This is a genomic window from Rhizobium sophoriradicis (assembly GCF_025200795.1).
GTDB lineage: Bacteria > Pseudomonadota > Alphaproteobacteria > Rhizobiales > Rhizobiaceae > Rhizobium > Rhizobium sophoriradicis.
The window spans coordinates 4,219,648-4,237,958 of sequence record NZ_CP104152.1; the positions used below are offsets into that span (position 1 = coordinate 4,219,648).

Consider the following 18,311-nt stretch of genomic DNA (forward strand, 5'->3'; position numbering starts at 1 on the left):
CTTTGCCCATGAACGATCAGAAAATCAGACGGCCGCGACAGGCCGATATAGCCACATTGGCCGGCGTCTCGGTCTCAACGGTCTCGCGCGTGCTGGCGAACGAGCCGGGCATCAGCGAAACCGTCCGGCGTCAGATTTTGAAGGTCGCGGCCGAGCACGGTTACCCGGTCAAGCCGGCTGTTGAGGCCGTCGCCGGCGGGCTGGCGCTGATCGCCAGCGACGGCGTTACAGGTGGCCTCAGCGTCTTCTACGAGGCGATCGTCGAGGGCCTGCGCGCCGGAGCGGCCGAAGCAGGCATGCCGTTCGAAGTCCGGATGGTCCGGGAGGAGCGCATCACGCCGGACGCCGCGCGCGATTATATGCGGGCCGCGGCCGCCGAAGGTCTCTTTCTCGTCGGCATCGATCCAAATGAGATGCTGCGCGACTGGCTGCAGGACGCCATGGTGCCGACCGTTCTCGTCAATGGCACCGATCCCGGAATGCGTTTCGATGGGGTTTCGCCGGCTAATTTCTTCGGCGCCTATCAGGCGACTGGCCGGCTGACGAAGGCTGGCCATCGCCGCATCCTGCATCTGAGCGGCTCTCATCGCCAGACGATCCGTGAGCGGATCCGCGGTTTCGAGGCGGCGATTGCCGCTGTCCCCGGCGCCGAAGGCCGTTTCGTAGCCATGACCTTGCAGGGCAGCGCCAGCCGCGAGGCCCATGAACGCACGGCGGCGATCCTCGCCGAGAATGCCGGTTTCACCGCCGCCTTCTGCATGAATGATTTCATCGCCGTCGGCGTCCTCGAGGCTGTCATCGAAGCGGGCCTGCGTGTGCCGGAGGATTTCGCCATCGTCGGTTTCGATGACCTGCCCTGTGCGCTGATGACCAATCCGCAGCTTTCCACCATGCGCGTCGACCGCGCCGCTCTCGGTCGCGAAGCCATTTCGCTGATGCTGTCCCGTTTCCGCAACAGGACGGCGCCGGCACGCCACATCTGCCAGGCTGTCGTTCCCGTTGCGGGAGGGACCGTTGTGATTGTCGAACCCCGTGAGTAATCCGATGACCTATGATCCCGCCAGCGCCAATCCGCTCGCCGGCAATCCGCTCGAAACGCGCGCTGATATGAGCCGCGCCCTGCTTGATCTCTTCGATCCGCTGCTTGCCTATTTTTCGAAAGGCAATGCCCGCGTCAGGCTGAGCGGCGGCGCCGCCCATTTCGACCGGGCGGCGGCTGATCTCGAAGGTTTCGCCCGCCCGCTCTGGGGCTTGGCCCCGCTCGGCGCCGGCGGCGGCGACTTCGCCCACTGGCATCGCTTTGCCGAGGGCCTTGCAAACGGCACCGATCCCGCTCATCCCGAATATTGGGGAACCGTCAATGGCCGCGACCAACGCATGGTCGAGCTTGCCGCGCTCGGTTTTGCCCTGGCGCTGGTGCCGGAAAAAATCTGGAAGCCGCTCGATGCGCGCGCCCGCAGCAATGTCATCGCCTACCTCAAGCACGCCAGGCAGTTCGACTATGCGGACAACAACTGGAAATTTTTCCGTATTTTCGTCGACATCGCCCTCGATCGTCTCGGCGCCGATTTCGACCGCAGTCTGACACGGCAATATCTGGAAGAGCTCGAGGGCTTCTATATCGGCGACGGCTGGTATCGCGACGGAAACGTGCGCCGCATCGATCACTACATTCCCTTCGCCATGCATTTTTACGGGCTGATCTATTCGAAGCTCGTCGACGACGATTACGCCAAGCGCTACCGCGAACGCGCCATCCTCTTCGCCCGGGATTTTCGCCACTGGTTTGCCGCCGACGGTGCCACGATCCCCTTCGGCCGCAGCCTGACCTATCGTTTCGCCTGCGCCGGCTTCTGGTCGGCGCTGGCCTTCGCCGATGTCGAGGCACTGCCCTGGGGCGAGGTCAAGCACCTCTGCCTGCAGCATCTGCGCTGGTGGAGGGACAAGCCGATCGCCGATCGCGACGGCGTTCTGTCGATCGGTTTCGGCTATCCGAACCTGTTGATGTCGGAGAGCTACAATTCCGCCGGCTCGCCCTACTGGGCGTTGAAGGCCTTTCTGCCGCTTGCGATCGCCGAGAATCATCCGTTCTGGACCGCCGAAGAAAAGGCGCCGGAGCAGGCGCCCGAGGTCGTTCCCCAGCGCCATCCCGGCATGGTGATGATGCGGACGGGCGGCGACGTCGTGGCGCTATCGGCCGGCCAGGAAAATCTGCAGATGCGCTTCGGAACGGAAAAATACGCGAAATTCGCCTATTCCTCCCGTTACGGCTTCAGCGTCGAATCTGACGAACGCGGCTTTGCGCTCGCCGCTTTCGATTCGATGCTGGCCTTCAGTGACGACGGGCTGCATTACCGCGTGCGCGAGACGAATGAGGAAGCCAGGATCGCTGGCAATGTGCTTTACGCGAAATGGTCACCTTTCCCCGATGTCAGCGTCGAAAGCTGGCTGGCGCCCGCGGTCCCCTGGCATATCCGCCTCCACCGGATCAGGGCGGCCCGGCCGCTGAGGGTCGCCGAAGGCGGCTTTGCCATCGCTCGCCGGGATTTCGAGCTGGACACGCTGTCGGCTTCGGATGGGACTGCCTATGCGATCGGCGAAGCCGATTTCAGCGGTATTCTCGACTTGGGATCATCGGTCGAACGCGCCGGGCTCGCGCAGAAGGCACAGCCCAACACCAATATGATCGTCGCCAAGACCATCGTGCCGCAACTGCGCGGCCAGATTCCGGCCGGCGAAACCATCCTGGTGACGGCGGTGCTGGCCCTTGGCGATCCCGCTGCCGTCGCCTCCGCCTGGACGCGGCCGCCAGAAGCGCCTGATATTGCGGCGCTGGAGGCGCTGGTGCGGGAAAAGGGTGTGACCGTCAGCGCCATCGAAGCCCCGGGCCAGATGCCATGAGCCGCCCGGCAATCGTCCTTGCCATGGAGCCGTCGCGCACGGAGCATGTCCTGCCCGCCGAGATCCTGCGCCGGCTCGATACGATCGGCCGCCTGCTGGACCCCGAGCCGCTGCAGCGCCTCGACGACGCGCGGGCAAGGCGACTGCTTTCCGAAGCCGAAATCCTGGTTACCGGCTGGGGCGCACCCTATGTCGGGCCCGAGATTTCCGCCGCCGCGCCGCGGCTTCGCCTGATCGTCCATGCTGCGGGTACGGTGAAGGGCATCATCGACGAGGCCATCTTCGAAGCCGGCATCGCGGTCAGCCACGCGGCCGAGGCCAATGCGGTGCCGGTCGCCGAATTCACGCTGGCCGCGATCCTCTTCGCCGGCAAGCGCGCCTTCCGGTTCCGCGATCTCTATGTCGCCGACCGCCACCGCGATCGCACCTATCCGATGCAGCACGAAGCGATCGGGAATTATGGCCGCACCCTCGGGATAATCGGCGCCTCGCGCATCGGCAGGCGGGTGATCGAGCTGTTGAAACCGTTCGACTACAGGCTGCTGCTGTTCGATCCCATGGTCGATGCCGCCGAGGCGGCAGGCCTTGGAGTGGAGAAGGTCGAGCTCGACGCATTGATGCGACGCGCTGATATTATTTCCCTGCACGCGCCGTCACTGCCGTCGACGCAGCATATGATCGATGCGCGAAGACTGTCGTTGATGAAGGACGGCGCGACGCTCATCAACACGGCGCGCGGCATCCTCATCGATGAGGCCGCTCTGCTTTCGGAGCTGAAGACCGGCCGCATCGACGCGGTTATCGATGTGACCGATCCGGAAATTCCGGAGGCCGGTTCGGCCTTCTACGATCTGCCGAACGTTTTCCTGACCCCGCACATTGCCGGTGCCATCGGCTTGGAGCGGGCGCGTCTCGGCGAGATGGCGGCGGATGAGGTCGAGCGTTTCACGACTGGCCGGCCGCTGCTCTACCAGATCCGCCGGCAGGATCTCGAAAACATCGCCTGACGCTTTAGCGTCAGCGCGGTGTCCTCAGCGAATTGGGTGAACCGTCATTGGCAAGTTCGGGCATCAGCTCGGCGATTTCGACCACCTTGCCGGTGCGCGAACTCGTCAGCGCGGCAATGCCGCAGAGCACGGACATGGCGCCCGCCCGCGTGCCGGCGCGCTGGCCGAGCCGGTCTTCCATGTGGGGTTTGAAGATCATGTTGCGCATCCGGTCGTCGCCGCCGTAATGGCCGCCGGTGAAATGCGGGACGACGATCCGTTCGACCGCTTCCTTGCCATTCGGGAAATTGCGGATGAGAAGAATAGTGTCCTCCTTCGGCTGTTCCCAGGGCTGCGCCTCATACTGGCGGATTTCGATACGGCCCTTGGTGCCGTTGAAGGCGAGGTGATGGCCCTCTATCGGCTGGAACGTATTCAGTGAATAGGAGACATGGACGTTGTTGCGGTAGCGGAGCGACACCACCATCGTGTCGGGAATATCGATATCTTCGCGGAAGACGCAGCCATCGCGGAAATAGCCGTCGATCTTCGAAGGATCCTCGTAAAGCTGATCGAGGAAGGGATCCTTTTCGAGATCGAGATAGTAGTCGCATTCATGCGCGTGCGGACAGAGCTTGCAGCGGGGTCCGCGGAACGGGCCCTTGCGGCCATAGTTCTGCAGATCGGCGAAGGACGTGACGGCCTCGGGGTCGCTGTCGAGATACCAGTTCAGGAGATCGAAATGGTGGGTGGCCTTGTGAACGAACAGGCTGCCGGAATTTTCCGTATAGGCATGCCAGCGGCGGAAGTAGTCGGCGCCGTGCTTGGTGTTCAAGTACCAGTGGAAGTCGACGGAGGTCACCCGGCCGATCTCGCCGGCATTGAGCAGTTCCTTGATCCGGGCCGCCGTCGGCGCATAGCGATAGTTGAAGGAGACATCGACCCGGCGACCGGTGCGCTTCTCGGCGTCGAGAATCCGGCGAATTTTCGCGATCGAGGTGGTCATCGGCTTTTCGGTGATGACGTCGATGCCGGACTCCAGCGCCCGCACGATGATATCGTCATGCGTCTGGTCGGGCGTGCAGACGATGGCCAGATCCGGCTTCTGCTCGGCGAGCATGGAATCGATGTTTTCGTAAAGCGGCGCATTGCTGCCGATCATGTTGCGGGCGCGCTCGCCGCGCAGCGAGTTCTTCTCGACGATGGCTGTGAGGTCGACATGTTCGCGCCAGCCGGCAAGCAGGTCCTTGCCCCACATGGTGGTGCCGCGGTTTCCGGTGCCGATCAGGGCAAAACGGCGTTTCTCCATCGAATGATTCTCCTGCATGCTGATGAAACGAATTTTGAAATCAGATCTGGCAGCAGCTCCGGAAACGCTCGACGCAGGTGGCGATCACCTCGTCGGCCGGGCGCTTCCACCAGGTCTCTGCCGAAAAGATCTCCACCTCCTGCGCCCCGAAGAAGCCGGCGTCCTCGATCATCCGTCTTATGCCCTTGAGGTCGATGACGCCATCGCCCATCATGCCGCGGTCGAGCAGCATGTCCTCGGTTGGCACCAGCCAGTCGCAGATGTGGTGGGCAAAGATCCGTTTCATCCGTCCGGCGCGGGCGATCTGGTTGGCAAGATCGGGGTCCCACCAGACGTGGTAGACGTCGATCGCGACACCGACATCCTCGCCGAGGGCTTCGCACATGTCGAGCGCTTGGCCGAGCGTGTTCACGCAAGAGCGGTCGGCGGCATACATCGGATGTAGCGGCTCGATGGCGAGCTTCACGCCTGATGCCTGTGCATGCGGTAGCACCGCGGCAATGCCGTCGAACACCATCTGGCGGGCCGCGACGATATCCCTGGAAGTGCCCGGCAACCCGCCGACGACGAGCACCAGGCAATCGGCTGAGAATGCCGCCGCCTCGTCGATCGCCCGCCTGTTGTCGTCGAGGTTCTTCTGCCAGTCGGCCTCGTTCGCCGCCGGAAAAAAGCCGCCGCGGCAAAGACCGGTGAGTTTGATGCCGTTCGATTTGACGATGCGCACCGCCTCATCGAGGCCGGCCTTGGCGACCTGGTCGCGCCAGGGCGCAATCGAGGTGATGCCATGCTTCAGGCAGATATCGACGGCTTCGGCAAAGCCACATTGCTCGCGGATTGTCGCCAGATTGATCGAAAGTCCTTCGACCTGCATCTCATTCCTCCCTTGCCGTGCCTGAGATCAGTGAACGCCGTGGACGGCCAGCACCTGGCGCATCCGCGCCGCTGCGAGTTCCGGATCGGCCAGCACCCGCGCCTTGTCGGCCAGGCGAAAGAGTTCGGCCAGATGCGTGAGCGAACGCGTGCTCTGCTGGCCGCCAACCATGGTAAAATGGTCCTGCAGGCCGTTGAGGTAGGCGAGGAAGACGACGCCGGTCTTGTAGAAGCGGGTCGGCGCCTTGAAGATGTGGCGCGACAACGGCACCGTCGGCTCGAGCAGATCGAAGAATTCGTGATTGCTCTTGCGGCCGAGCGCGTCGAGGGCAGCGGAGGCTGCCGGCGCGATCGCATCGAAAATGCCGAGCAGCGCGTCCGAATGGCCCTCTTCGTCGCCGGCAATCAGCTCGGCATAGTTGAAATCGTCGCCGGTATACATGCGCACGCCTTTCGGCAGCCGGCGGCGCATCGCCACTTCCTTCTCCTTCGAGAGCAGGGAGATCTTGATGCCGTCGACCTTTCCGGCATTGGCTTCGATTACCTCAAGGCAGGTTTCCATCGCTTTCAGATGGTCGTCATTGCCCCAGTAACCCTGAAGCGCCGGATCGAACATTTCGCCGAGCCAGTGGATGATAACGGGTTCCTTGACCTGGCGAAGGATGCGGTCATAGACCCTGATATAATCGTCCGGGCTCCTGGCAGTGACGGCAAGCGCACGGCTTGCCATCAGGATGATGCGGCCGCCTGCCGCCTCGACCGTTTCGATCTGCTCTTCATAGGCCTTGAGGATCGTGTCGATTGTTACCTCGGGGCCGGGTATCAGATGGTCGGTGCCGGCGCCGCAGGCAATCAATGCATCCTTGCGGCCGGCGGCTTCGCTAAGCGCCCGACGGATGAGGTCACGCGCTTCCGGCCAGCCGAGGCCCATGCCGCGCTGCGCCGTATCCATGGCTTCGGCGACCCCGAGGCCGAGATCCCAGAGCCGGTGGCGGAAGGCGAGCGTCCGCTCCCAGTCGATCGCCGGCGTCAGCCATGGATCGTTGTCGGCGAGCGGGTCGGCGACGACATGGGCGGCGGCAAAGGCGATGCGCGGAAAGGCCTTGGCGTCGCGCTTCTTCAGTTCGATTGGGGTGCCGGTCAGCGTATAGGGGATGATCTTGCCGTCGAGGGGGAGATTGATCGTCGTCACGGCTCAGAACTCCAGTGCGGGAACATCGAGCCAACGACGCTCAGCCCAGGATTTCAGGCCGAGCTCGGCCAGTTGCACGCCCTTGGCGCCGGCTTCCAGCCCATAGGGCCACGGCGCATCTTCGACGACATGGCGGATGAACATTTCCCACTGCGCCTTGAAGCCGTTGTCGAAAGCCTGCGTGTCCGGAACCTCGTCCCAGGTCTTGTAGAAATCGATCGTCTGCGGCTGGTCGGGGTTCCAGACCGGCTTCGGCGTGTTGACGCGGTGCTGGCTCCAGCATTTCGTCAGCCCGGCGACGGCCGAACCATGGGTGCCGTCGACCTGGAAGGTGACGAGATCGTCGCGGCGCACGCGCACCGCCCAGGAGGAGTTGACCTGCGCGATCACGCCGCCTTCGAGCTCGAAGGTCGCATAGGCCGCATCGTCGGTGTCGCAATTATAGGGCTTGCCCTGCTCGTCGATGCGGCGCGGAATATGCGTGGCGCCGAGGCAGGAGACGGCCTTGACCTCGCCGAACAGATTATCGAGCACGTAACGCCAGTGGCAGAGCATGTCGAGGATGATGCCGCCGCCGTCGCCCTTGCGGTAGTTCCAGGAGGGGCGCTGCGCCGGCACGCCCCAATCGCCTTCGAAGACCCAGTAGCCGAATTCGCCGCGCACCGAGAGGATCTTGCCGAAAAAGCCGGAATCCCTGAGCAGCGCCAGTTTGCGCAGGCCGGGCAGGAAAAGCTTGTCCTGGACGACGCCGTGCTTGAGGCCGGAGCCGCGCGCCTTGCGGGCAAGGTCGATCGCCACCTGCAGATCGTCGGAAATCGGCTTTTCGCAATAGACGTGCTTGCCGGCGTCGAGCGCCTTGGACAGAAGCTCGGCGCGCATCAGCGTCGTGCCGGCGTCAAAGAAAATCGTGTCGTCGGGATTGGCGAGCGCGGCATCGAGATCGGTCGACCAGCGCTTGATGTTATGCTTCTTCGCCAGCTCTTCCATCTTGGCGCCGTTGCGGCCGACGATGATCGGGTCGATCTCGAGTTTCTCGCCGGATTTCAGCGTGATGCCGCCCTGGTCGCGGAAGGCCAGAATCGACCGCACCAGGTGCTGGTTGTAACCCATGCGGCCGGTGACGCCGTGCAAGATGATCCCCAAGCGTGCCATTTTTTCCTCCCTGCAATTTTTTGCGGCGGGAGCGGGCGTCCTGGCCCGGCCCTCCCAAGCCGGTAACTAAACGGTTACTTGATGGCAGAAGAGCGGCGAGCCTGTCAAGAGTCAAATCCTGCTTTCGAGACTCAGCGCTTGATTGAGGCCAGCGTGACGTGGACGATATGCTTTTCCCAGGCGTCGAGATGGCTCGGCTCGAGAAGGTCGCGGCCGAAGATCGTCGAGAGCGTGTACTGGTTGGAAAGGTAGAAATAGCCGAGCGAGGCGATCGTCAGGTAGACGTGCAGGGGATCGGCGGTTTCGATGAAGACGCCCTGCTTCTTTCCCTGCTCGAGCACTTGGGAAAGCTCACCGATCAGATGCGAATGCAGCTCCTTGAGCCGGACGGACTGACGCAGCCAGCGGGCGCGATGTAGGTTCTCCGTGCCGAGCAGGCTGAGGAATTCCGGATGCTGGAGGAAATAGCGCCAGGTGAAGAGCGCCAGTTCGCCGATGCCTTCCTCCGGGCTGCGATCGCCGATATGCAGGGCGCGCTCGGCGGTGCGGATGCCGACATAGGCCTCCTCGAGCACTTTCAGGTAGAGCTGCTCCTTGTCGCCGAAATAGTGGTAGAGCATGCGTTTGTTGGTGCCGGCCCGCTCGGCGATGGCGTCGACGCGGGCGCCGCCCATGCCGTTTTCGGCGAATTCCCGGGTTGCCGCTTCGAGGATCGCCGCGCGCGTCCGCTCCGGATCACGTTGGGCCGTCCGCTCCGGCGACGGTCGCCGGGCCTGCTTCCTTTCCCTGTTTCCCCCGTTGTCGTTCATCAGCTCCACCCCTGTCGTCACGTGTTGCGCTCATAAGCCTTCGATGCGAAATTGTAAAAACCGAATTTCGAATGGCAGCCCGCGCAACAGAAGGTCGGAGCATGACGTCGCCTGCAACCGCGACGCTTTTCGCCATCATGCTCTGACCGACACCGCTTGACAGGGTTGCCGCTTTGCTCGTAGCTTGTAACCAATTAGTTATTTGCGCAAGCAAAACTGGTTTGGAAGCGTGTGGAGGCGCTTCCCTTTGGAGGAGGAAAAAAATGACTCTGCGTGTAAATAGACGTAATTTCGTGGCCGGAGGCGCAGCCCTTCTGTCGCTTTCAGCGCTCGGCACCAGCGCCTTGGCACAGGAAAAGCGCCTGCGTCTCCTGTGGTGGGGCTCGCAGCCGCGTGCCGACCGCACCAACAAGGTGTCGCAGCTCTATCAGACGAAGAATCCCGGCACGTCGATCACCGGCGAATTCCTCGGCTGGGGCGATTACTGGCCGCGCCTTGCGACCCAGGTCGCCGGCCGCAATGCGCCCGACGTCATCCAGATGGATTATCGCTACATCGTCCAATATGCGCGGCGCGGCGCGCTTGCTCCGCTCGAATCCTATATGCCGGCCAAGCTTAATCTCGATGATTTCGACAAGGCCCAGATCGAGGGCGGTAGCGTCGACGGCCATCTCTATGGCGTCAGCCTTGGCGCGAATTCGGCAGCCACGGTGCTGAACACGACCGCTTTCAAGGAGGCGGGCGTCGATCTGCCGACGCAGGCGACCACTTGGGATGAGTTCGCCCGCATGGGGGCGGAAATCACCAAAGCGGGCAAGCGCAAGGGCATGTTCGGTATCGCCGACGGCAGCGGCGCGGAACCGCTGTTCGAGAACTGGCTGCGTCAGCGCGGCAAGGCGCTCTACACTGCCGACGGCAAGATCGCCTTCGGCGTGGAAGACGCATCGGAATGGTACGACATGTGGGCGAAGTTCCGTGAGGCCGGAGTCTGCGTTCCCGCCGACGTGCAAGCCCTTGACAAGAACGATATCGAAACCAACACGGTATCGCTCGGCAAATCGGCCGCCGGTTTTGCCCACTCCAACCAGTTCGTCGCTTATCAGGCAATGAACAAGGACAAGCTGGCGCTCACGAACTACATGCGCGTTAAGCCGGATTCGAAGGGCGGCCACTATCGCAAGCCTTCGATGTTCTTCTCGGTCTCGGCCCAGTCGAAATCGATCGACCTGGCGGTGGACTACGTCAATTTCTTCGTCAAGAATCCTGAGGCAGTGCTGCTCCTGGATGTCGAACGCGGCATTCCGGAATCGGCTGCCATGCGCGAGGTTGTTGCGGCGAAGCTCGATGAAAACGGCAAGGTCGCATTGGACTATGTCAGCGGTCTCGGCGCTCTCGCGGGCAAATTGCCCCCGCCGCCCCCGGCCGGCGCCGGTGAAGGCGAGCTGACATTGCGCAACATCGCCGAGCAGGTCGCCTTCGGGCAGCTGTCTCCTTCCGACGGAGGCAAACAGCTTGTCGACGAAATTACGCAAATTCTCGCACGAGGCTGATCCCGTATGAGCAATGCGATGCGCACGCCCGCAGGGGCCATATCAGTGGAAAGATATCAGGGGGCCGCCGCCGAGGGACGCTTGCGGCGTCTCTGGAATGCCAATGCGCCTGGTTATCTCTTCCTTCTGCCATGGCTCGTCGGCTTTTTCGGGCTGACGCTCGGGCCGGCCCTGATTTCGCTCTACCTCTCCTTCACCGACTTCGACATGCTTCAGTCGCCGCGGTGGGTGGGAATGGCGAATTACGTGCGCATCGCCACGGCGGATCCGAAATTCTCGGCCGCCATGAACGTCACCCTGACCTATGTCGTCTTCTCGGTGCCGTTCAAGCTGACCTTCGCCCTGCTGGTCGCCATGGCGTTGAACCGCGGCCTGCGCGGGCTGACCTTCTATCGCGCCATTTTCTACCTCCCTTCGTTACTCGGCGGCAGCGTGGCGATCGCCGTGCTCTGGCGCCAGCTTTTCGCCAGCGATGGTCTTGTTAATGCCGCCCTCTCGCAGTTCGGCATCGAAGGTCCGAGCTGGATCTCGCATCCGAACTATTCGATCTACACGCTGGTGGCGCTGTCGGTCTGGCAGTTCGGCTCGCCGATGATTATTTTCCTCGCCGGCCTGCGCCAGATTCCCCAGGATATGTATGAGGCGGCAAGCCTCGATGGCGCTTCGAAATTCCGCCAATTTTACAAGATCACCCTGCCGCTGCTGACGCCGGTGATCTTCTTCAACGCCGTCGTCCAGACGATCGAAGCCTTCAAGGCTTTCACGCCGGCCTTCATCATCTCGGGCGGCACCGGCGGCCCGATCAATTCGACGCTGTTCTACACGCTCTACCTCTATCAGGAAGCCTTCGGCAATTTCCGCATGGGCTACGCCTCGGCGCTCGCCTGGATTCTGGTGGTGATCATCGCGATCTTCACCGCCTTCTCCTTCCTGACCTCGCGTTATTGGGTGCACTACGATGACTGAGATGACCACTTCCGTCACAGCCGCCCGGCCGCCATCGGACATCACCAAACGCAGCTTGCCGGCCTCGCTCGTCATCCATGCGCTGCTGATCGCCGCCTCGCTTCTGATGCTCTATCCGCTGTTGTGGATGGTTTCGGCATCGGTCAGGCCGGAAAACGAGATTTTCTCGTCGACCTCGCTCATCCCGTCGTCGATCGATCTCTCCTCTTATGTGCGCGGCTGGACCGGGCTCGATGTCAGCTTCGGCCGGTTCTTCTGGAATTCGCTCGTCATTTCGGTGCTTGTCGTGACGGGCAATGTCATCGCCTGTTCGCTGACGGCCTACGCCTTTGCTCGGCTGCGTTTTGCCGGCCGGAATTTCTGGTTTTCGATCATGCTCGGCACGCTGATGATCCCCTATCACGTGACGCTGATCCCGCAATATGTGCTCTTCCTCGACCTTGGCTGGGTCAACACGATCCTGCCGCTTGTCGTGCCCAAGTTCCTGGCAAGCGATGCCTTCTTCATCTTCCTGATGGTGCAGTTCTTCCGCGGCATCCCGCGCGAACTCGACGAGGCGGCGATGATGGACGGCTGCAGCGCCTGGCGCATCTATTGGAAGATCATGCTGCCGCTGTCGCTGCCGGTGCTGGCAACCGCCGCCATCTTCTCCTTCATCTGGACCTGGGACGATTTCTTCGGACCGCTGATCTACCTGAACGACATGAACACCTATACGATCCAGCTCGGCCTGCGCACCTTCGTGGATTCAACCAGCGCATCGGATTGGGGCGGCCTGTTTGCCATGTCGACCTTGACGCTGGTGCCGGTGTTCTTCTTCTTCCTGTTCTTCCAGCGCCTGCTGATCGAGGGCATCGCCACGACGGGCATGAAGCGTTGATGGCGACAACGGAAAAGAGTGACATGAACATCAAGACGGTGGCGATCGTCGGCTGCGGTATCGGCCGCTCGCATATCGTCGAGGGCTATCTGCCGCATTCCGACAAGTTCAGGGTGGCAGCGATCTGCGACCTGAACGCAGAACGTCTGGCGGCAGTTGGCGACGAGTTCGGCATCGAGCGCCGCACCACCTCTTTTGAGGAGTTGCTTACCGACGACACGATCGACATCATCGATATCTGCACACCGCCCGGCATCCATCTGGAACAGGTGGTCGCGGCACTCGCCGCCGGCAAACATGTCGTTTGCGAAAAACCGCTGACCGGCTCGCTCGCCGGCGTCGATCGGATTATGGAGGCGGAAAAGAGCGCCAAAGGCGTGCTGATGCCGATCTTCCAGTACCGTTATGGCGACGGCATCCAGAAGGCCAAGCGGATCATCGACGCCGGCATTGCCGGTAAAGCCTATACGGCCTCGGTCGAAACCTTCTGGCTGCGCAAACCGGAATATTACGCCGTGCCCTGGCGCGGCAAATGGGCCACCGAACTCGGCGGCGTGCTCGTCACCCATGCGCTGCATCTGCACGACATGATGATGCATCTGATGGGCCCGGCGGCCAGGGTCTTCGGCCGTGTCGCCACCCGCGTCAACGATATCGAGGTCGAGGATTGCGCCTCCGCCAGCCTGCTGATGGAAAACGGCGCCTTCGTCTCGCTGTCCTGCACGCTGGGTTCGCAGGAACAGTTGAGCCGGCTGAGGCTGCACTTCGAGAATGTCACCTTCGAAAGCAGTCATGAGCCCTACACACCCGGCAAGGATCCCTGGAAGATTATCGCTGCCAATGACGACGTGCGGGAAAAGATCGACCGGGTGATTGCCGACTGGAAGCCGGTCGCGCCGCGATTCACCACCCAGATGGGTCAGTTCCACGCCTTCCTCAGCGGCCAGGGGCCGCTGCCGGTGACGACAGTGGATGCCCGCCGCGCGCTGGAGTTGGTGACCGCCATCTACCAGTCATCCGACAGCGGCGCCGAAGTGCCGCTGCCGGTCGGTCCCGACAGCCCGAAATACGCCGATTGGCGCGCAAGAACGAAGCAACGATAAATTACGAGAGGGGTTTGAGACGATGGCAACCAGTGTCGTTCTTCAGAAGGTCGAGAAGCGCTACGGCGCAATGGATGTCATCCATGGCATCGACCTTACGATCGATCCCGGCGAATTCGTCGTTTTCGTCGGGCCCTCCGGCTGCGGAAAATCGACCCTTCTGCGCATGATCGCCGGCCTCGAGGAAATATCAGGCGGCGCGCTGCTGCTCGACCACGAGCGCATGAACGAGGTGGCGCCGGCCAAGCGCGGCATTGCCATGGTCTTCCAGTCCTATGCGCTCTATCCGCATATGTCGGTCTACAAGAACCTCGCCTTCGGCCTGGAGACGGCGGGTTACAAGAAGGCTGACATCCAGCCGAAGGTCAAACGCGCCGCCGAAATCCTGCAGATCGAGAAGCTCCTGGAGCGTAAGCCGAAGGCGCTCTCGGGCGGCCAGCGCCAGCGCGTGGCCATCGGCCGGGCTATCGTGCGCGAGCCGCGTATCTTCCTGTTCGACGAGCCGCTGTCGAATCTCGATGCCGAACTGCGCGTGCAGATGCGCGTCGAAATTTCCAGGCTGCACCGGCAGCTCGGCAACACCATGATCTATGTCACCCATGACCAGGTCGAGGCGATGACGATGGCCGACAAGATCGTCGTCCTGAATTCCGGCCGCATCGAGCAGGTCGGCGCGCCGCTCGATCTCTACAACAACCCGGCCAACCGCTTCGTCGCCGGCTTTATCGGCAGCCCGAAGATGAACTTTCTGCAGGCGCGCATCGAAGAGGTCGGTGAAGCCGAAACCAGCATTCATGTCTGCGGCAATTCCGTCCGCCTGCCGCGCCGCCTGAAAGGCGAGGCCGGCGAGGCCGTCACCTTCGGCATCCGCCCCGAGCATCTCTCCCTCACGCAGGGCACCATCACGCTTTCGACCGTGAATGTCGATCTCGTCGAAAATCTCGGCGGCGCCACCATGCTCTACACCACGACGCCGGATGGCCAGCTGCTGACTGTGGCGCTCGACGGCCAGCAGAAGGTCGAGCCCGGCGCCAATGTAAAGACCTTCTTCGATCCGGCCCGCTGCCACGTCTTCGACGCCACCGGCAAGACCATCTGACCCGATAGCGCCCTTTGCGCGTCCGGAAGGGCGCGCGCGGCTGCTTGACAGCCTATCCTGCTCTGCCCCATCATTTTGCCAGCGCCGCAAGGGGGATAGCATGACGCCTGAGGATAGGATTCATGCGCTTGGCATCTGGCAGGGTCCGATTGAAATTTCGCCGATATCTGGCGGCATAACCAACAGGAACTATCTGGTCAGCGATGCCGTCGCGCGCTGCGTGGTGAGACTCGGCACCGACATTCCGATCCACCACATCGTCAGGCAGAACGAGCTTGCCGCAAGCCGTGCGGCGCACGCCGCCGGCCTGTCGCCCGCCGTCATCCACCATTCGCCCGGCGTGCTGGTGCTCGACTATATCGAGGCGCGGGCGCTGTCGCCCGAGGATATCAGGACGCCGGAAATGCTGGCCCGGATCGTGCCGTTGGTGCGCGCCTGCCACCATGATATCGCACGGCATTTCCGCGGCCCGGCGATGATCTTCTGGGTCTTCCATGTCATCCGCGACTACGCCGCCAGCCTGAAGGAGTCGGGCAGCCTCCACCTCCCACTGCTGCCGGCGTTGATCGCCAAGGCCGAGACGCTGGAAGAGGCGGCAGCGCCGTTCGAGATCGCCTTCGGCCATAACGACCTGCTGGCCGCCAATTTTCTCGATGACGGCAAGCGGCTCTGGCTGATCGATTGGGATTATGCCGGCTTCAACACGCCGCTGTTCGACCTCGGCGGATTGGCCTCAAACAATGAGTTCTCGCAAGCTGCCGAGCAAACGATGCTCGAGACCTATTCGATCGGCAGCTGACCGATGAGCTCAGCCGGCGCTACAGCGCGATGAAATGCGCCTCGCTGCTGCGCGAGACGCTGTGGAGCATGATTTCGGAAATCCATTCCACCATCCAATTCGACTACGCCGCCTATACGGCCGAAAATCTCGGGCGTTTCGAACGCGCCTACCAAGCCTTTAAACAGGAACGATAAATGACGAAACAACTCCCGAAGACGGCAAAAGTGGTGGTCATCGGCGGCGGCATTATCGGCTGCTCGACGGCCTATCATCTCGGCAAGCTCGGCTGGACCGATACGGTTTTGCTCGAGCGCAAGAAGCTGACATCGGGCACCACTTTCCATGCCGCCGGTCTTGTCGGCCAGCTGCGCAGCAGCGCCAATATCACCCAGCTGCTCGGTTATTCCGTCGATCTCTACAAGCGGCTGGAAGAGGAAACCGGTCTCGGCACCGGCTGGAAGATGAATGGCGGCCTGCGCCTTGCCTGCAACGAGGAGCGCTGGACGGAGGTCAAGCGCCAGGCGACCACGGCGCAGTCCTTCGGCCTTGAAATGCAGTTGCTGACGCCGCAGGAGGCCTTCGATCTTTGGCCGCTGATGACAATAGACGATCTGGTCGGCGCCGCCTTTCTTCCGACAGACGGCCAGGCCAATCCCTCCGACATCACTCAGGCCCTGGCGAAGGGCGCCCGCATGGCGGGCGTTTCGATCTTCGAGGATACCGAAGTCCTCGACCTCGACATCGACAAGGGCAGGATCCGTGCCGTCGTCACCGCTGAGGGCCGTATCGAATGCGAGCGCGTCGTCGTCTGCGCCGGCCAATGGACGCGCGCCTTCGCTGCCCGCTTCGGCGTCAATGTGCCGCTGGTCTCGGTCGAGCACCAATATATTATTACCGAATCCTTCGGCGTGCCCTCCAACCTGCCGACGCTGCGCGATCCCGATCGCCTGACCTACTACAAGGAGGAGGTCGGCGGCATGGTCATGGGCGGCTATGAGCCCAATCCCATTCCCTGGGCAAAGCAAGGTATCCCCGAGGATTTCCATTACACGCTGCTGGACAGCAATTTCGACCATTTCGAGCAGATCATGGAACAGGCGCTCGGTCGCGTTCCGGCGCTGGAGAAAGTGGGCGTCAAACAGCTGCTGAACGGCCCGGAAAGTTTCACGCCGGATGGCAATTTCATTCTCGGCGAAGCGCCGGAGCTCAAGAATTTCTTCGTCGGCGCCGGTTTCAACGCCTTCGGCATCGCCTCGGCCGGCGGCGCCGGCATGGCGCTCGCCGAGTGGGTGACCAAGGGCGAGCCGCCCTACGATCTCTGGCCGGTCGATATCCGCCGTTTCGGCCGGCCGCATTTCGATACCGACTGGGTGCGCACCCGCACGCTCGAAGCCTATGGCAAACATTACACCATGGCCTGGCCGTTCGAGGAGCATTCGAGCGGCCGCCCCTGCCGCAAGTCGCCGCTCTATGACCGGCTGAAGGCGCAGGGCGCCTGTTTCGGCGAAAAGCTCGGCTGGGAGCGGCCGAACTGGTTTGCCGATCTCTTCGCCAATGAGGAGCCGAAGGATATCTACAGCTACGGCAGGCAGAACTGGTTCGACGCCGTCGGCCGCGAGCATAAGGCGGTGCGCGAGGCGGCCGTCATCTTCGACCAGACCTCCTTCGCCAAATTCGTGCTGAAGGGAAGGGATGCCGAGGCGGCGCTCTCCTGGATCGCCGCCAACGATGTCGCCAAGCCGGTCGGTTCACTCATTTACACGCAGATGCTGAACGACAAGGGCGGCATAGAATGCGACCTGACCGTCGCCCGCATTGCCGATAACGATTATTACATCGTCACCGGCACCGGTTTCGCCACCCACGACTTCAATTGGATCGCCCGCAATATTCCGGCGGAGATGCATGCCGAACTGGTCGACGTCACCTCGGCCTACTGCGTGCTGTCGCTGATGGGCCCGAATTCACGCGCCGTGCTGGAAAGGGTGACGGGCAGCGACGTCTCGAACGCCGCCTTCCCCTTCGGCCAGGTCAGGACCATCGGCATATCGGGCTGCCCGGTGCGGGCGCTGCGTATTACTTATGTCGGCGAACTCGGCTACGAACTGCACATCCCCATTGAATATGCGACCACGGTCTATGACGCGCTGATGGCAGCAGGCGGCGAGCTCGGTCTTGCCAATGCCGGCTACCGCGCCATCGAGAGCTGCCGGCTGGAAAAGGGCTATCGCGCCTGGGGTTCCGATATCGGCCCCGACCATACGCCCATCGAGGCCGGCCTCGGCTGGGCGGTGAAGATCAAAAAGAACATTCGCTTCCGTGGCCGCGAGGCGATCGAGCGGCAGCTTGCCGACGGCGTCAAGAAGCGCCTCGCCTGCTTCGTGCCCGACGATCCCGATACCGTACTGCTCGGCCGCGAAACCATCTATCGCGACGGCAAGCGTGTCGGCTGGCTGTCAAGCGGCGGCTTCGGTTACACGCTCGGCAAGCCGATCGGCTACGGCTACGTCCGCAATGCCGAGGGCGTCTCGGAGGAATTTGTTCTCTCCGGCAGCTATGAACTGGATGTCGCCAGGGAACGCATTCCCTGTAAGGTGTCGCTGGCGCCGCTCTACGATCCCGACATGGCGCGCATCAAGGCGTAGTGACGCCGGCCGATTGCCCAAACTTGCATTGCGCGCGGCTTCCCTGTTAAAGCATTGTCGACACATGC

14 protein-coding genes and 1 pseudogene are annotated in these 18,311 nt (G+C 62.4%); 10 read left to right on the forward strand and 5 right to left on the reverse strand.

Features of this window, described 5'->3' with window-relative positions:
* Positions 1-8: 8 nt before the first annotated feature.
* From N2597_RS20585 to N2597_RS20595, 3 genes are read left to right on the forward strand one after another with little or no spacing between them, the layout of a single operon-like run.
* Positions 9-1,040, forward strand: a complete 1,032-nt coding sequence (locus N2597_RS20585) for a LacI family DNA-binding transcriptional regulator (protein ID WP_096763494.1) — start codon at positions 9-11, stop codon at positions 1,038-1,040.
* A gap of 4 nt (positions 1,041-1,044) precedes the next feature.
* Entirely contained in the window at positions 1,045-2,901 is a 1,857-nt protein-coding gene (locus N2597_RS20590; protein WP_183598629.1) for a DUF2264 domain-containing protein, read from the forward strand.
* Entirely contained in the window at positions 2,898-3,908 is a 1,011-nt protein-coding gene (locus N2597_RS20595) for a hydroxyacid dehydrogenase (protein WP_183598631.1), read from the forward strand. Before N2597_RS20590 ends, N2597_RS20595 begins: the two co-directional genes overlap by 4 nt.
* A 10-nt stretch (positions 3,909-3,918) precedes the next feature.
* Here the strand turns inward: N2597_RS20595 and N2597_RS20600 are convergent, their stop codons facing one another.
* The 5 genes from N2597_RS20600 to N2597_RS20620 form a co-directional block, all read right to left on the reverse strand.
* Positions 3,919-5,196 carry a Gfo/Idh/MocA family protein gene (locus N2597_RS20600; RefSeq protein ID WP_077990196.1) on the reverse strand — a complete coding sequence of 426 codons (1,278 nt, stop codon included), beginning with the start codon at positions 5,194-5,196 and terminating at the stop codon, positions 3,919-3,921.
* A 40-nt stretch (positions 5,197-5,236) separates the two neighbouring features.
* Positions 5,237-6,067 carry a sugar phosphate isomerase/epimerase family protein gene (locus N2597_RS20605; protein WP_183598633.1) on the reverse strand — a complete coding sequence of 277 codons (831 nt, stop codon included), beginning with the start codon at positions 6,065-6,067 and terminating at the stop codon, positions 5,237-5,239.
* Between the two features lie 27 nt (positions 6,068-6,094).
* Positions 6,095-7,258 carry a dihydrodipicolinate synthase family protein gene (locus tag N2597_RS20610; protein ID WP_077990198.1) on the reverse strand — a complete coding sequence of 388 codons (1,164 nt, stop codon included), beginning with the start codon at positions 7,256-7,258 and terminating at the stop codon, positions 6,095-6,097.
* A gap of 3 nt (positions 7,259-7,261) precedes the next feature.
* The gene (locus N2597_RS20615) at positions 7,262-8,410 is read right to left on the reverse strand and encodes a Gfo/Idh/MocA family protein (protein WP_077990199.1); all 1,149 of its coding nucleotides are present in this window, start codon (positions 8,408-8,410) and stop codon (positions 7,262-7,264) included.
* Positions 8,411-8,541: 131 nt separating this feature from the next.
* Positions 8,542-9,219 carry a TetR/AcrR family transcriptional regulator gene (locus tag N2597_RS20620; protein WP_038685980.1) on the reverse strand — a complete coding sequence of 226 codons (678 nt, stop codon included), beginning with the start codon at positions 9,217-9,219 and terminating at the stop codon, positions 8,542-8,544.
* A 263-nt stretch (positions 9,220-9,482) separates the two neighbouring features.
* Between N2597_RS20620 and N2597_RS20625 the strand changes: the two genes are divergently transcribed.
* From N2597_RS20625 to N2597_RS20655, 7 genes and pseudogenes are all read left to right on the forward strand, one after another.
* Positions 9,483-10,769: an ABC transporter substrate-binding protein gene (locus tag N2597_RS20625; protein WP_183598635.1), complete on the forward strand. Its 1,287-nt coding sequence runs from the start codon at positions 9,483-9,485 to the stop codon at positions 10,767-10,769.
* A 6-nt stretch (positions 10,770-10,775) separates the two neighbouring features.
* Positions 10,776-11,735: a carbohydrate ABC transporter permease gene (locus N2597_RS20630; protein WP_183598637.1), complete on the forward strand. Its 960-nt coding sequence runs from the start codon at positions 10,776-10,778 to the stop codon at positions 11,733-11,735.
* Entirely contained in the window at positions 11,728-12,615 is an 888-nt protein-coding gene (locus tag N2597_RS20635; RefSeq protein ID WP_406549678.1) for a carbohydrate ABC transporter permease, read from the forward strand. The genes N2597_RS20630 and N2597_RS20635 overlap by 8 nt, the downstream gene beginning before the upstream one ends.
* 23 nt (positions 12,616-12,638) lie before the next feature.
* Positions 12,639-13,718 (forward strand): Gfo/Idh/MocA family protein, encoded by a 1,080-nt coding sequence (locus tag N2597_RS20640; protein WP_183598641.1) that lies wholly within the window; start codon positions 12,639-12,641, stop codon positions 13,716-13,718.
* A 22-nt stretch (positions 13,719-13,740) separates the two neighbouring features.
* Positions 13,741-14,817 carry an ABC transporter ATP-binding protein gene (locus N2597_RS20645; protein WP_086155837.1) on the forward strand — a complete coding sequence of 359 codons (1,077 nt, stop codon included), beginning with the start codon at positions 13,741-13,743 and terminating at the stop codon, positions 14,815-14,817.
* A gap of 100 nt (positions 14,818-14,917) precedes the next feature.
* A pseudogene (locus N2597_RS20650) lies at positions 14,918-15,792 on the forward strand (phosphotransferase).
* The gene (locus N2597_RS20655; RefSeq protein WP_183598643.1) at positions 15,793-18,243 is read left to right on the forward strand and encodes a GcvT family protein; all 2,451 of its coding nucleotides are present in this window, start codon (positions 15,793-15,795) and stop codon (positions 18,241-18,243) included.
* The last annotated feature ends 68 nt before the right edge of the window (positions 18,244-18,311 follow it).